15 protein-coding genes are annotated in these 14482 nt (G+C 66.8%); 11 read left to right on the top strand and 4 right to left on the bottom strand.

The genetic code is table 11. The annotated features are described in order from the left end of the window. Nucleotides 1-946, top strand: a 946-nt coding sequence (locus tag KHY18_RS25310) for a methyl-accepting chemotaxis protein (RefSeq protein WP_213306698.1), incomplete at its 5' end; no start/stop codon positions are given. A 171-nt stretch (nt 947-1117) separates the two neighbouring features. On the opposite strand, the gene KHY18_RS25305 is transcribed toward KHY18_RS25310, so the two are convergent. From KHY18_RS25305 to KHY18_RS25290, 4 genes are all read right to left on the bottom strand, one after another. After that, a complete protein-coding gene (locus KHY18_RS25305) occupies nt 1118-1753 on the bottom strand; it encodes an L-threonylcarbamoyladenylate synthase (RefSeq protein WP_213306696.1) in 636 nt (211 codons plus the stop codon). Nucleotides 1754-1786: 33 nt separating this feature from the next. After that, nucleotides 1787-2647: a 3',5'-nucleoside bisphosphate phosphatase gene (locus tag KHY18_RS25300; protein ID WP_213306693.1), complete on the bottom strand. Its 861-nt coding sequence runs from the start codon at nt 2645-2647 to the stop codon at nt 1787-1789. Between the two features lie 64 nt (nt 2648-2711). Next, a complete protein-coding gene (gene recJ, locus KHY18_RS25295) occupies nt 2712-4427 on the bottom strand; it encodes a single-stranded-DNA-specific exonuclease RecJ (protein WP_213306690.1) in 1716 nt (571 codons plus the stop codon). Beyond that, entirely contained in the window at nt 4424-5401 is a 978-nt protein-coding gene (locus tag KHY18_RS25290) for a phosphoglycerate mutase (protein ID WP_213306688.1), read from the bottom strand. Before KHY18_RS25290 ends, recJ begins: the two co-directional genes overlap by 4 nt. 96 nt (nt 5402-5497) lie before the next feature. On the opposite strand from KHY18_RS25290, the gene KHY18_RS25285 reads away from it, so the two are divergent. The 10 genes from KHY18_RS25285 to KHY18_RS25240 form a co-directional block, all read left to right on the top strand. After that, the gene (locus tag KHY18_RS25285; protein ID WP_213306685.1) at nt 5498-6751 is read left to right on the top strand and encodes a lipoprotein-releasing ABC transporter permease subunit; all 1254 of its coding nucleotides are present in this window, start codon (nt 5498-5500) and stop codon (nt 6749-6751) included. Beyond that, complete coding sequence (gene lolD, locus KHY18_RS25280; RefSeq protein WP_213306682.1) at nt 6744-7427, top strand: lipoprotein-releasing ABC transporter ATP-binding protein LolD; 684 nt, start codon at nt 6744-6746, stop codon at nt 7425-7427. The genes KHY18_RS25285 and lolD overlap by 8 nt, the downstream gene beginning before the upstream one ends. 16 nt (nt 7428-7443) lie before the next feature. Next, nucleotides 7444-8271 (top strand): TatD family hydrolase, encoded by an 828-nt coding sequence (locus KHY18_RS25275; RefSeq protein WP_213306679.1) that lies wholly within the window; start codon nt 7444-7446, stop codon nt 8269-8271. A 39-nt stretch (nt 8272-8310) separates the two neighbouring features. Continuing rightward, a complete protein-coding gene (locus tag KHY18_RS25270) occupies nt 8311-8892 on the top strand; it encodes a DNA-deoxyinosine glycosylase (RefSeq protein WP_213306675.1) in 582 nt (193 codons plus the stop codon). After that, entirely contained in the window at nt 8889-9659 is a 771-nt protein-coding gene (locus tag KHY18_RS25265; protein ID WP_213306673.1) for a class I SAM-dependent methyltransferase, read from the top strand. Before KHY18_RS25270 ends, KHY18_RS25265 begins: the two co-directional genes overlap by 4 nt. A 44-nt stretch (nt 9660-9703) precedes the next feature. After that, nucleotides 9704-10051: a FlxA-like family protein gene (locus tag KHY18_RS25260; protein ID WP_213306670.1), complete on the top strand. Its 348-nt coding sequence runs from the start codon at nt 9704-9706 to the stop codon at nt 10049-10051. Then, the gene (tfpB, locus tag KHY18_RS25255) at nt 10035-11828 is read left to right on the top strand and encodes a type IV pilus assembly ATPase TfpB (RefSeq protein WP_213306666.1); all 1794 of its coding nucleotides are present in this window, start codon (nt 10035-10037) and stop codon (nt 11826-11828) included. The genes KHY18_RS25260 and tfpB overlap by 17 nt, the downstream gene beginning before the upstream one ends. Before the next feature lie 208 nt (nt 11829-12036). Further along, a complete protein-coding gene (locus tag KHY18_RS25250) occupies nt 12037-12525 on the top strand; it encodes a tripartite tricarboxylate transporter TctB family protein (RefSeq protein ID WP_213306663.1) in 489 nt (162 codons plus the stop codon). 13 nt (nt 12526-12538) lie between these two features. After that, on the top strand, nt 12539-14050 hold the full coding sequence (locus tag KHY18_RS25245; protein WP_213306660.1) for a tripartite tricarboxylate transporter permease: 1512 nt from the start codon (nt 12539-12541) through the stop codon (nt 14048-14050). A gap of 152 nt (nt 14051-14202) precedes the next feature. Further along, nucleotides 14203-14482, top strand: a 280-nt coding sequence (locus KHY18_RS25240; RefSeq protein WP_213306657.1) for a DUF3422 family protein, incomplete at its 3' end; no start/stop codon positions are given.

The raw sequence follows: 14482 nt of genomic DNA, 5'->3' as shown, positions 1-14482 counted from the left end.
CGCCGAGACCGTCGCCGCCGGCGATCTGAGTCAGGAGTTCAGTTCCGATTTGCAAGGCGATTTCGGCCGGCTGCTGGGCGCGCTGGGCACCATGGAAGACACGCTCACCGAGCTGGTGGGGCGCATTCAGCAGTCTAGCGATTCGATCTGCGTGTCGGCCTCGGAGATCGATGCCGGCAATGTCGACCTGTCGCGCCGCACCGATGACCAGGTGGCGGCGCTCACGCAGACCGCGGCCAGCATGGAACAGCTCACGGCCACCGTGCGCCAGAACGCCGACCGCGCGCATTCGGCCAGCGGCCTGGCTGTGGGCGCCTCGGCCACGGCCGAGCGCGGCGGCATTGTCGTCGGCCAGGTGGTGCAGACCATGGAGGCGATCAGCGGCAGCTCGCGCAAGATTGTCGACATCATTCAGGTGATCGAAGGCATCGCTTTCCAGACCAATATCCTGGCGCTCAACGCCGCCGTCGAAGCCGCGCGCGCGGGCGATCAGGGCCGGGGCTTTGCCGTGGTCGCAAGTGAAGTGCGCAGCCTCGCCGGACGCTCGGCCGAAGCCGCCAAGCAGGTCAAGGCGCTGATTACGGCCAGCGTGGACCAGGTGCAAAGCGGTTCCGGCCTCGTGGGCCAGGCCGGCAAGACCATGCAGGAAATCGTCGGCGCGGTGGGCCAGGTCACTGGCCTGCTGGGCGAAATCTCGCAGGCGCTCAACGAGCAGAGCGAAGGCATTGCCCAGGTCAATCTGGCCGTGGCGCACATGGACGGCGCGACCCAGGAAAACGCGAGCCTGGTAGGCCAGGCCGGCCAGGCGGCGCAGGCGCTGTCGGAGCGCGCCCGCGACCTGCAGCTCGCGGTCGGGGCGTTCAAGCTCGATGACGATGATGGCGCCGCACCGGTGGTGCTCAGCCGCGCTGTTTCGATGCGGCCGGCGCTGGCGCTGGCGGATTGAGTTGCAGGTCCCAAGAGGGGCTTGACTAGAGTCAAGGCACCCTTCGACGCGGCCGGCGAGGCAAGCTCAGGGTGAACGGGGGCTGGAAAAAATGGGCGGACGCTGAAACCCGTTCGTGGTGAGCTCGTCGAACCATGAACGGTCTGCACTCTAGTACAGGCCGTTCATCCTTCAAAGCCCCAACGGCCCCAACGCCCCCCGCCCCTGGCGCACCAGCGTGGCATCGCCGCCATTGGCCATGGTCGTGAGATCGAGCACGGTGGTCGGCTCCTGCGGGCAGGCGCCGGCGTCGACGATGCCGTCGAGCAGCTTTTCAAAGCGTTCGCGGATTTCCTGCGGGTCGTTCAGCGGCTCGGTCTCGCCCGGGGGAATGAACGTGGACGCGAGCAGCGGCGCGCCATGCAGTTCGAGCAGCAGCAGCAAACCCTTGCGATCGGGCACGCGCAGGCCTATGGTCTTGCGCTGCGGATGGCTTACGCGGCGCGGCACTTCCTTGGTCGCGTCCAGGATGAAGGTGTAAGGGCCGGGCGTACCCAGCTTGAGCAGGCGGTACTGGCGGTTGTCGACCTGGGCGTAGTTCGCGAGCTCGGACAGGTCGCGGCAAAGCAGCGTCAGATGGTGTTTTTCGTCGATCTGGCGGATGCGGCGAATGCGCTCCACCGCGTCGCGGTCGTCGAGGTGGCAGACCAGCGCATAGCTCGAATCGGTGGGCACGGCCAGCACGCCGCCTTTTTGCAGCAGCGTCGCGGCCTGCTTGAGCAGGCGCGGTTGGGGGTTGTCGGGGTGGGCTTCGAAGTACTGGGCCATTTGCAAGCGCTCCGTGGCAAGGGAAAGGGAAGGTCAGGGCTGCTGAATGCGCTCGGCCAGCAGTTCCCAGACAGGGGTCAGCGTACCGGCCAGCAGGGGCAGGGCCCCGAGTTCGGTGCGCGATTCGAGCGGGCTGTGGAAATCGCTGCCGCGCGAGGCGGCCAGGCCGAATTCCTTGGCCATCGAGGCATAGGTAATGTATTCGGCGGCCGAATGGCTGCCGGTGACGACTTCGACCCCCTGGCCGCCATGCGTCTTGAATTCGGAAAACAGCGCGTATTCCTCGTTGGCCGAGAAACGGTAGCGCGCGGGGTGGGCGATGACGGCCACGCCGCCGGCGCCGGTGACCCATTGCACGGCGTCCTGCAGTCGCGCCCAGCGGTGCGGCGCGAAGCCGGGCTTGCCTTCGGTCAGGTATTTGCGGAACACTTCGCCCATGTCGCGGCAGACCTTGGTCTCGACCAGAAAGCGCGCGAAGTGGGTGCGCGAAATGAGCGCCGGGTTGCCCACGTAGCGCAGCGCGCCTTCGTAGCTGCCGGGAATGCCGGCGAGTTCGAGCTGGCGCGCCATTTCGAGCGCGCGCGGGCCGCGGCCGCCGCGAGTTTCCGCCAGCCCTTGTTCGAGCGCCGCGTTGTCGGCATCGAAGCCCAGGCCCACGATATGCACGGTTTCGTTGGCGAACGTGACCGAGATTTCTACGCCCGTGAGATAGGCCAGACCTTCGGCCCGGGCCGCGGCCATCGCCTGTTTCTGACCGGCGATTTCGTCATGGTCGGTCAGCGCCCACAGCTCCACTTCATTGGCGCGCGCACGCGCTGCCAGTTCGGCGGGAGTCAGCGTGCCGTCCGAGAAGATGGAGTGGCAGTGCAGGTCGGCGTTGAGGTAAGTGGTCACGGACCCATTGTAGGCCGGGCTTCCTGGCATTGGACCGGCCAGGCCATAGTACTTGCCCCCGGTATCAGCCGTTGGTCTGCGCGCCTTCGAGCAGGAATTGCACGCGGCGCTCGCCACGCCATTCGTTGACGTCGAGGCGGAATGCGATCAGCACGCGCTCGGGCAGCGGGTCGGTGTGGCCGAACCAGATGCCGTCGACGGGCTGGCCGCGGTGGCGCAGCTTGAGCGACAAATGCTTTTCGCCGACCAGGCGCTGCGACAGCACGTCGACTTCCTCGCTGAACGTGGGCGCGGCAAAGCCCTGGCCCCAGACTTCCTGGTGCAGCTTGTCGACCAGATCAGCATGGCAGTACTCGGGCGCGAGCGGGCCGTCGGTCTCTATGCGCCGCGTGAGCGTCGCCGCGTCCAGCCATTCCTTGGCGACCTGGGCCAGCGCCTGGTCGAAGACCTCGAAATGTTCCTCGGCGATGGTGCAGCCCGCGGCCATGGCATGGCCGCCAAAGCGCAGCAGCACGCCCGGGTGGCGCTTGGCCACCAGGTCGAGCGCGTCGCGCAGATGAAAGCCCGGAATCGAGCGGCCCGAGCCCTTGAGTTCATGCTCGTGGCCGGGCGCGGCGCTGGCCGCGAACACAAAGCTGGGGCGGTGCAGCTTGTCCTTGATGCGCGAGGCGACGATGCCGACCACGCCTTCGTGGAAATCGGGGTCGAACACGCTCACCGCCGGCGGCGCTTCGTCGCCTTCGTCGAACAGGCTTTCGACCATCAGCAAGGCCTGCTCGCGCATTCCGCCTTCGATCACGCGGCGTTCGCGGTTGATCGCGTCCAGCGTCTGCGCAAGCTCTGTCGCGCGGCCGCGGTCTTCGGTCAGCAGGCATTCGATGCCCAGCGTCATGTCGGCCAGCCGGCCCGCGGCGTTGATGCGCGGGCCCAGCGCAAAGCCGAAGTCGAACGTGGTGGCGACGCGCGACTTGCGGCCCGCGGCATCGAACAGCGCGGCCACACCGGGCTGCATCTGGCCCATGCGAATGCGCTTGAGGCCCTGGGCCACGAGGCGCCGGTTGTTGGCGTCGAGCTTGACCACGTCGGCGACCGTGCCCAGCGCGACCAGCGGCAGCAGCGGCTCCAGCCGCGGCTGGCTGTCGCGGTCGAAAACATTGCGCGCGCGCAGCTCGGCGCGCAGCGCCATCAGCACATAGAACATCACGCCCACGCCGGCCATGGACTTGCTCTCGAAAGTGCAGCCCGGCTGGTTGGGGTTGACCAGCGCATCGGCCTCGGGCAGCGCGGGGCCGGGCAGATGGTGGTCGGTGACCAGCACCTGCATGCCCAGCGCACGCGCCTGGGCCACGCCTTCGACGCTGCTGATGCCGTTGTCGACGGTGATCAGCATGTCGGCGCCGCGTTCCTTGACGCGCCGCGCGATCGATGCCGTCAGGCCGTAGCCGTCGACCACGCGGTCGGGCACGAGATAGTCGACATGGCGCGCGCCCAGTAGACGCAGGCCCAGCACCGCGACCGCGCAGGCCGTCGCGCCGTCGCAGTCATAGTCGGCGACGATGCACAGCCGGCGGTCGCTGGCGATGGCGTCTGCCAGCAGCCGCGCCGCGGCGTCGATTCCCATCAGGCCCGAAGGGGGCAGCAGGTGCTTGAGCGCATCGTCGAGTTCGGCGGCCGAGTGCACGCCGCGCGCCGCATAGAGCTGGGCCAGCAGCGGGTGTATGCCCGCCTGCTGCAGGGCCGACAGCATGGCGGCGGGAATGTTGCGTTCGATGATGTTCATAGCATGGAGGGCAGATCGGGCAAGCCCTTTGGCTTGAAGATATTTTGGACTTTTTGCCAAGCGCCGGCGCGCTGCGGCCGCCAGGTCAGCGCATTGCGCTCGCCGCAGAGCGTCAGCTCCACCGTCTCGCCGCGCAGATGGGCGGCCAGCAGTTCGCGCAGCAGGCCGGCGTCGAGCGCCTGCCAGGCCTGGCCCCAGGCAGGCCAGTTTTCCTGCAGCGCGGCCTGGCGCAGCGCCGTCAGCGCGGGATCGACCGGCAGCGGCTGCACGGCAACGGATTCCTGCAGTTGGCCCGCGCCATGCAGCCAGAATGCGTTGACGGGCGCCAGGCCGCGCGCCGCGCGCTGGTCGTTGAACGCATGGGTGTAGAGCAGCATCTGCACTTCGCTGTGCAGGCGGTTGATGGTGCGCGCGGTCTGCGCGTCGGGCAGCCAGCGGCGCACATCGCGGCCCAGCACCCGGTCCAGCGAGGCCGTGCGCAGGCCGGCCAGCGGCGCGCCGCTGGCGAGCCAGCGGTCGGGGCGCTGGTATTGCAGCGCGATGCCGTCTTCGGCGAACCAGGGCGCGAGAATTTCCAGCAGCGCGCGCGACTGCGCTTCGTCCAGGCCCAGCTCCGCGGGGTCGGTCATGTGCACGGTGTCGGCGCCTATGCGCCAGTGGCAGGGCGACATCCAGGCCCAGGCCTGGGCCTGCGGCGCGGGGTCGGCGGCCTGCTGTTCCCAGGCGGCCCAGGGCACGCCGCTTTCAGGGACGGGCAGTTGCAGCGCGCGCGCCCAGGCGCGTTCGTGCGGCGGGCAGAAATCGGTTTCCTCGCCCAGGTCGCTGCGCACCAGCGCCGCATGCTGGAGCAGCTGCTGCAGATGCGGCAGCTGCAGCGTGGGCCACAGCGCGGTCGCGCCTTCGGACGCGCTGGCGAAGGCAATGGTGTGGGCGAGGGCGGAAGAGGGCTCGGAGGCAGACGGGGTCGGGCGCATGGCCGCTATTGTCGGCCAGCGCGCGTTTCTGCGGCCGGGTGAGGTCTCCTGCGCATTCCCAGGGACATGCGCTGGCAATGCCACAATGCGACCACCATGCAAATACCTTATGAGCTGGCCTTGGGCTGGCGTTACACCCGTGCGGGACGCGCAACGCGCCGCAATGGTTTCATCTCCTTTATCTCCGGTGTGTCCATGCTGGGCATCGCGCTGGGCGTCGCCGCGCTGATCATCGTGCTCAGCGTGATGAACGGCTTCCAGAAGGAAGTGCGCGACCGCATGCTGGGCGTCGTTTCACACATAGAAATCTTCGCGCCCCAGGGCGCGGCCTTGCCCAGCCTGGAACGCACGCTGGCCGAAGCCAGGCGCAACCCCGCCGTGGTGGGGGCCGCGCCGTTCGTGTTTTCCCAGGCGCTGATCGCGCGCGGCGAAGACATGAAAGGCACGCTGGTGCGCGGCATCGATCCCGCGCTGGAGCACGAAGTCACCGATCTGGCGCCCGCCAATGCCGACGCCATCAAGCAGCTCGTTCCCGGCGAGTTCCGCGTGGTGCTGGGCGTGGAGCTGGCGCGTTCGCTGGGCGTGCGCACGGGCGATGCGGTCACGCTGATCGTTCCCGGCGGCCAGGTCACGCCGGCCGGCGTGGTGCCGCGCCTCAAGCAGATGACGGTCGCCGGCACTTTCGATTCCGGCCACTACGAATACGACTCGGCGCTGGTGATGCTGCACCACGAAGATGCGCAGCGCCTGTTCCGCCTCGAAGGCCCGACCGGCGTGCGCCTGAAGATCAAGGATCTGCACGAAGCGCCCCAGGTGGCGCGCGAGCTCGCCGACACGCTGACCGACCACCTGCTGATACGCGACTGGACGCAGCAGAACAAGACCTGGTTCTCGGCCGTGCAGCTCGAGAAACGCATGATGTTCATCATCCTGACGCTGATCGTCGCCGTCGCGGCCTTCAATCTGGTCTCGACGCTGGTCATGACCGTCACCGACAAGCGCGCCGACATCGCCATCTTGCGCACGCTGGGCGCGAGCCCGCAAAGCATCATGACCATCTTCATGGTTCAGGGCGCAATGGTCGGCGTGATCGGCACGCTCGCCGGCCTGGCGCTGGGCCTGGGCATAGCGATGAACATCGACGTGATCGTTCCCGCGATCGAGCACGCGTTCAACGCCAGCTTCCTGCCCAAGGACATTTATCTGATCAGCAAGATGCCCAGCGAGCCGCAAAGCTCCGACATCGCGCCGATCGCCGTCATTTCCCTGATCCTGTCGTTCGTGGCGACGATTTATCCCAGCTGGCGTGCCAGCCGCGTGAACCCTGCGGAGGCGCTGCGTTATGAATAATTCCCAAGCTGTTGTATTGCAGGCGCGCGCGCTCAGCAAGCGTTTCACCGAAGGCCGGCTCGACGTGCAGGTGCTGCGCAGCGTCGATCTGTCGGTGGCCGCGGGCGAGACCCTGGCCATCGTCGGCGCCTCGGGCTCGGGCAAGAGCACGTTGCTGCACCTGCTCGGCGGCCTCGACGCCCCGAGCGAAGGCAGCGTCTGGCTCAAGGGCCAGGAGCTCAACGACCTGTCGCCGCAGGAGCAGGGCAAGCTGCGCAACCAGCACCTGGGCTTCATCTATCAGTTTCACCATCTGCTGCCCGAATTCAGCGCGCTCGACAACGTCGCCATGCCGCTGCGCATTCGCCGCCTGCCCGTCGATGAATGCCGCGAACGCGCGCGCCAGATCCTGACCCTGGTGGGCCTGCAGGACCGCGTCCAGCACCGTCCCTCCGAACTGTCGGGCGGAGAGCGCCAGCGCGTGGCGATCGCGCGCGCGCTGGTGACCGAGCCGGCCTGCGTGCTGGCCGACGAACCCACGGGCAATCTCGACCGCAGCACGGCCGACGCGGTGTTCGCGCTGATGCTGGGCCTGGCACGCGACAAGGGCACGGCCTTCGTGATGGTCACGCACGACGAATCGCTGGCCGCCAAGTGCGACCGCGTGGTGCGTCTGGTGCAAGGTCAGCTGGGCTGAGCCAGGGCGCGCCGCGATGGCTTTCTGGATAGACACCCACTGCCACCTCGACGCGCCTGAATTTGACGCGGACCGCAGCGAAGTGCGCGCCGCGGGTCGCAGCGCGGGCGTGGTCCACTGCGTGATTCCCGCGGTCGAGCGCAGCAACTGGGCCACCGTGCGCGAACTCGCGCATGCGGGCGGCGACAGCTACGCGCTGGGCATTCACCCGCTGTACACGCCGCAGGCGGGCGAGGGCGACCTCGATCTGCTCGCGTTGGAACTCGCCGCGCACCGCGCCGATCCGCGGCTGCTGGCCGTGGGCGAAATAGGCCTCGATTTCTTCGTTCCCGGCCTCGACGCCGAAAAGCAGCTGCAGATCTACCGCGCGCAGATCGGCCTTGCGCGGCGCTTCGATCTGCCGGTCATCCTGCATGTGCGCCAGTCGAGCGACAGGCTGCTGCAGCAGCTGCGCGCCACCAAGGTGCGCGGCGGCATCGCCCATGCGTTCAACGGCAGCGCGCAGCAGGCGCAGGTGTTCATCGATCTGGGCTTCAAGCTGGGCTTTGGCGGCGCGCTGACCTACGAGCGCGCGCACAAGCTGCGCCGGCTCGCGGCCGAGCTGCCGCTGTCGGCGCTGGTGCTCGAAACCGATGCCCCCGACATTCCGCCGCACTGGGTCTACACCACGGCCGAGCAGCGCGCCGCGGGCCTGCCCCAGGGCCGCAACAGCCCGGCCGAGCTGCCGCGCATCGCCGAAGTGATGGCCGGGCTGCGCGGTATTTCCGTCGAAGCGCTGGCCGAGGCCACCAGCGCCAATGCCTGCGCCGCGCTGCCGGGGCTGGCCGCGCTGAATACCGCCTGACCAGCGCGCAGCACTGGTTTCGGGCCAGAATGCTGCCACATGACTTTGTCCGCGCGATCGCTTTCCCCCTCTGCCACCGTGCTGCCGGCGGACGACGCACGCCTGCAGGGCCTGGCACCCGTGGTCGGCCCGCGCACGCAGCTGCTGGTGCTGGGCAGCTTTCCGGGCGTGGCTTCGCTCGCGCAGCAGCAGTACTACGCCCATCCGCAAAACCAGTTCTGGCGCGTGCTCCAGGCCTTGTGGCCGCAGCATCCCCAGCCGGGTGCGCAGGACTACGCGGGGCGCTGCGCCTGGCTGCTCGAACGCGGCCTGGGCGTCTGGGACGTGTACGACAGCTGCGAGCGCGAGGGCAGCCTGGACGCGGCCATACGCCGCCCGCAGGTCAATGATTTCGCCGCGCTGCGCGCGCACTGCCCGCAGCTGCGCGTGATCGCGCACAACGGCGCAGAGAGCTTTCGCCATGCGGACGCGGCGCTGGCGGCCTTGCATCTGCCTGGCAGCGCGCCGCTGCAGGCGCTGAAGCTGCCTTCGACCAGTCCCGCGAACGCGGGCTGGAGTTTTGAACGTAAACGCGCGGCCTGGCATGAAGCCCTGGTCGCCGCTGGATTGGTGACAACGTGACGACCCACAAGAAAAATGACAGCGTAGAGCTGCCCGAAGTCAGTGTTTCGGACGATGGCGAAGTGCGCCATCTGCACCTGGGCACGCCCTGGATCCAGGGCTCGATGCGGCTCAAGGAGCCGTTCGCGCTCGAACTCGAATACGTGCAGCGCATGATGGCCTGGCTGCTGTTCGTCGACCCGGCCAGCGTGACCAAGCGCTATGCCGTGCAGCTGGGCCTGGGCGCGGGCGCGATCACCAAGTTCTGCCACAAGAAGCTGCGCATGCAGACCACGGCCATCGAGCTCAACCCGCAGGTGATCGCCGTGTGCCACAGCTGGTTCAAGCTGCCGCCCAACGGCCCGCGCCTGCAGGTGGTGCTGGCCGATGCCGCTGAAGAAATCCGCCGCCCCGGCTGGGAAGACCAGGTCGATGCGCTGGCCGTCGATCTCTACGACCATGACGCGGCCGCGCCCGTGCTCGACAGCGCCGAGTTCTACGCCGACTGCCGCGCGCTGCTGACCGAAGACGGCTGCATGACCGTCAACCTGTTCGGTCGTTCGTCGAGCTACGAGAAAAGCCTGGCGAAGATGGCGCAAGCGTTTGGCGAAGACGCGCTCTGGGCGTTCAAGCCCACGCGCGAAGGCAATACCGTGGTGCTGGCCCAGCGCACGCCCTCGCGCCCGGCGCGCGCCGTGCTCGACGAGCGCGCGCAGATGATCCAGTCGCGCTGGGACCTGCCCGCGGCGAAGTGGCCGCGTGGTTTCAAACCGGTCGTAAAACGCTGAAAGGCAGTGGCGGGCGGGCGCTGAACAGGGGCACAATGGCAACCATGCAAGTCAGCTCCACCACCTCTTCGTCCTCGTCGGCCGGCAGCTCGCGCGCCACGGCCAGCCAGATCGCGCAATTGCAAAAGCAGATCCAATCCTTGCAAAAGGACCTCAAGGAGGTCGCAACGTCCGAAGGGGACGTGAAAGTCAAGGAAGAAAAGCAGAAGCTGCTGCAGGCCCAGATCATGGCCGTGCAGGCCCAGATCGAAGCCCTGCAGCGCGCCCAGCAGCAGGCGCAGCTGCAAAAAGCCCAGGCCCAGCAGCCCGAGACCAAGACCGAAGAAAAGGACAGCGAGCGCCGCAGCCAGGCGGTGAGCACGCTGGGTTCGCAGGTTGACACCTTCGCCTGATTCCGCGCGCGTGGTCGCGCAACGGCTCGAACCCGGGCCGCTGCAGTGGCGCGCCATCGTGCGCTGGCTGCAGGCCGACGGCGTCATCACGCCCGCTGAAGCCGAGCGCACCATCGTGCGCTGCTCCCAGGCCGAAAGCAGCCTGCATCCGCTGGTGCGACTGGCCCATGTGGCCATGGAACGCGCCGATGGCGCGCCGGCGTTCGATGTCGAGGCGCTGACGCAATACGTGGCCCAGCGCTGCGGCCTGCCTTATCTGCGCATAGACCCGCTGCGCGTCGATGCGGGCCGCGTCGCCGAGACCATGAGCGCGAGCTATGCCGAGCGCCACAAGGTGCTGCCGGTGCAGGTCACGCCCGACGAAGTGGTGGTCGCCACCTCCGAGCCGCTGATCGACGACTGGGTCGCCGAAGTCGAGCGCCAGGCGCGGCGCAAGGTGCGCCGCGTCATGTCGAACCCGCTCGACATCAAGCGCCTCACCGCGGAATTCTTCGCGCTCGCCAAGTCGGTGCGCGCCGCGCAGAAAAGCGGCGGCGCGGCCAGCAGCGCGAGCTTCGAGCAGCTGGTGGAGCTGGGCAACGCCAACAAGCAGCTTGACGCCAACGACCAGGGCGTGGTGCGCGTCGTCGACTGGCTGTGGCAGTACGCATTTGACCAGCGCGCCAGCGACATCCACCTCGAGCCGCGGCGCGAGCAGGGCGTGATCCGCTTTCGCATCGACGGCGTGCTGCACCCGGTCTACCACCTGCCCATGGGCGTGCTCAATGCCATGGTGGCGCGCGTCAAGCTGCTGGGCCGCATGGACGTGGTGGAAAAGCGCCGCCCCCAGGACGGTCGCATCAAGACCCGCAATCCGCGCGGCGTCGAGGTGGAAATGCGCCTGTCCACGCTGCCCACGGCGTTTGGCGAAAAGATGGTGATGCGCATCTTCGACCCGGACAACGCGGTCAAGGATCTCGCCGGCCTGGGCTTTGCGCCGCACGATGCCCAGCGCTGGGAATCGCTCATGCGCAGCCCGCACGGCATCATTCTCGTGACCGGCCCCACGGGATCGGGCAAGACCACCACGCTGTACGCGACGCTCAAGCGCATCGCGACCGAAGAGGTCAACGTCAGCACGGTCGAGGACCCGATTGAAATGATAGAGCCCAGCTTCAACCAGACCCAGGTCCAGACCCAGCTGGACTTCGGTTTCACCGAAGGACTGCGCGCGCTGATGCGCCAGGACCCGGACATCATCATGGTCGGCGAGATCCGCGATCTGGCCACGGCCGAGATGGCGGTGCAGGCCGCGCTCACCGGCCATCTGGTGTTCTCCACGCTGCACACCAACGACGCGCCCAGCGCGGTGAGCCGGCTGATGGAGCTGGGCGTGCCGTCCTATCTGATCAATGCCACCTTGCTGGGCGTGCTGGCCCAGCGGCTGGTGCGCACGCTGTGCCCGCTGTGCAAGCAGGCCGACGAGGCGTCGGCGCGCGACGATCTGGCCGAGGCGGTCAAGCCCTGGAAGCTCAATGGCGGCTACCGCCCCTACCAGCCCGTGGGCTGCACCGAGTGCCGCATGACGGGCTTCAAGGGCCGCACCGGCCTGTACGAACTGCTCACCGTGAGCGAGGCGCTCAAGGATCTGATCCATGCCAACCCGTCGATGGACGGTCTGCGCCGCCAGGCCGTGGCCGACGGAATGCGCCCGCTGCGCCTGGCGGGCGCGCTGCGCGTGGCCGAAGGCCTGACCACCCTGCCCGAAGTCATTGGCGCCACGCCGCTGCTGGGCTGAGGCACCCCTCGGTACAAACCCTTGGGGACTGCGCCTGCGGGCTTTGCCGACATCGCGCAAATCCAGTCTGCATGCGGGCTGCAGCCCGATTGCAAGCCGCAGCAAGCAGGCCGCATTGAATGGCCTTTGTAGGTGGAATCCACATTCAGACACAAGTTCTCTGGCCCCACAATCGCGTCATCGTGATTTCCGTCTAGGAGACATTTTTGTGAAAATCAAGAGTCAAAAAGACTTTTTTGCCGGGTTGATGTTTTTGGTCATCGGTCTCGCTTTCGCGATTGGTGCCATTGACTACAACATCGGCACGGGTGCGCGCATGGGTCCCGGGTATTTCCCGCTGATCCTGGGCGTGTTGATGTCGATTCTCGGTATCGCCATCGGCGCCAAGGGCCTGATCGTTGAAACCGCTGATGGCGACAAGATCGGCAAGTGGGCGTGGAAGCAAGTCTTCTTCATCCTGGCTGCCAACTTCGCGTTCGGCATTTTGCTGGTCGGTGTTCCTGCACTGGGTATTCCCCAGTTCGGCCTGATCGTCGCGATCTACGGCCTGGTGTTCATCGCCAGCCTGGGCGGCTACTCCTTCAACACCAAGGAAGTTGCCATTCTGGCGACCTGCCTGGCTGTGGGTAGCTATGGGGCTTTCGTCTGGGCGCTGAATTTGCAGTTCCCCGTGTGGCCTAGCTTCATCACGGGTTAAGGGAGCATCGTTCGTGGAACTTTTTGACAACCTGGCACTCGGCTTCGGCGTTGCCTTTACCTTCCAAAACCTGATTTACTGCTTCATCGGCTGTTTGTTGGGTACCCTCATCGGCATCTTGCCGGGCATCGGCCCCGTGGCGACCATCGCCATGCTGCTGCCCGCAACCTACGCCCTGCCTCCCGTGGCGGCGCTGATCATGCTGGCCGGTATTTACTACGGCGCGCAGTACGGTGGCTCGACCACCGCGATTTTGGTGAACCTGCCGGGCGAGTCCTCGTCGGTGGTGACCGTGATTGACGGCTACCAGATGGCGCGCAAGGGCCGGGCGGGACCCGCGCTGGCGGCTGCCGGCATCGGTTCGTTCTTCGCCGGTTGCGTGGGCACCATCATTCTGGCTGCGTTCGCTCCTCCGCTGACCGAAGTCGCGTTCAAGTTCGGCCCTGCTGAATATTTCTCGCTGATGACCCTGGGCCTGATCGGCGCCGTGGTGCTGGCTTCGGGTTCGCTGCTCAAGGCCATTGCCATGATCGTGCTGGGCCTGCTGTTCGGCATGGTCGGTACCGACGTGAACTCCGGCGTTGCCCGCTACAGCTTCGACATCCCCGAACTGACCGACGGCATCGACTTCGTCGTGATCGCCATGGGTGTGTTTGGCTACGGCGAAATCATTGCCAACCTGTCCAAGCCCGAAGACGACCGCGAAGTGTTCACCGCCAAGGTGACGGGTCTGATGCCTACCGCGGAAGACTTCAGGCGCATGTTTCCAGCCATGCTGCGCGGTACGGCCCTGGGCTCCTGCCTGGGCATCCTGCCCGGTGGCGGCGCCATGCTGTCGGCCTTTGCTGCCTACACCATTGAAAAGAAGACCAAGCTCAAGCCGGGCGAAGTTCCTTTCGGTCAAGGCAATATCCGCGGTGTGTGTGCTCCCGAGTCGGCCAACAACGCCGGTTCGCAGACTTCGTTCATTCCCCTGCTGACGCTGGGCATCCCCCCGAACGCCGTGATGGCGCTGATGGTGGGCGCGATGACGATCCACAACATCCAGCCTGGTCCCCAGGTGATGACCAGCAACCCCGAACTGTTCTGGGGCCTGATTGCCTCGATGTGGCTGGGCAACCTGATGCTGATCATCTTGAACCTGCCGCTGATCGGCATCTGGATCAAGCTGCTGACGGTGCCTTACCGCTGGCTGTTCCCCGCCATCGTGCTGTTCTGCGCGATCGGTGTGTACGGCACGAAGAACAGCGAGTTCGACGTGTGGATGGTGGGCATCTTTGGTTTTGTCGGCTACGTGTTCCACAAGCTGGGCACAGAACCCGCACCGCTGCTGCTGGGCTTCATCCTGGGCCCGATGATGGAAGAAAACCTGCGCCGTGCGCTGCTGCTGTCGCGTGGCGACTGGAGCGTGTTCGTGACGCGTCCGATCTCCGCCAGCTTCCTGGTGCTGGCCGTGATCCTGCTGATCATCGTGCTGCTGCCTGCGGTGAAGAACCGCCGCGAAGAAGCCTTCGTCGAAGACTGACAAAGCTGCAGGCCCTGGCACCAGGGCATGTCAACAGAAACGGCACCTTGGGGTGCCGTTTTTTTTGCCTGTTTGCCGCTGTGTCCCATGCCGAGCTGGGCGCTCGCCGCGGCTGTACAGGCCACAATGGAGGCTGGCATCACAAGGTTCCCATGCTTGCTCCGACTCCTCCGGCGCAGCACCCCCAGCGGGTGCTGCTGCACAATGAAATCCATGCGCGTCCCGCCGAAGTGATGGCCGCGCCGCTGGCCATCACGCAGGTCGTGATGTGGGCCGATGCGGCCCAGCGTGAAGCCAGCCGCAGCCATGTGGCGCGTCTGCTGCGCGACCACCACCAGTCTCCGCCCGACGACAGCACCACCCATCTGCGCTGCGACCTCGGCGCGTTTCGCCTGCGCTGGGAGCTGCACACCGAATTCGTTTCCTGGACGT

Origin of the sequence: Acidovorax sp. CCYZU-2555 (genome assembly GCF_018413525.1) — a bacterium.
Taxonomy (GTDB): Bacteria; Pseudomonadota; Gammaproteobacteria; order Burkholderiales; family Burkholderiaceae_C; genus Comamonas.
This window is presented reverse-complemented; position numbering and strand designations above follow the sequence as displayed.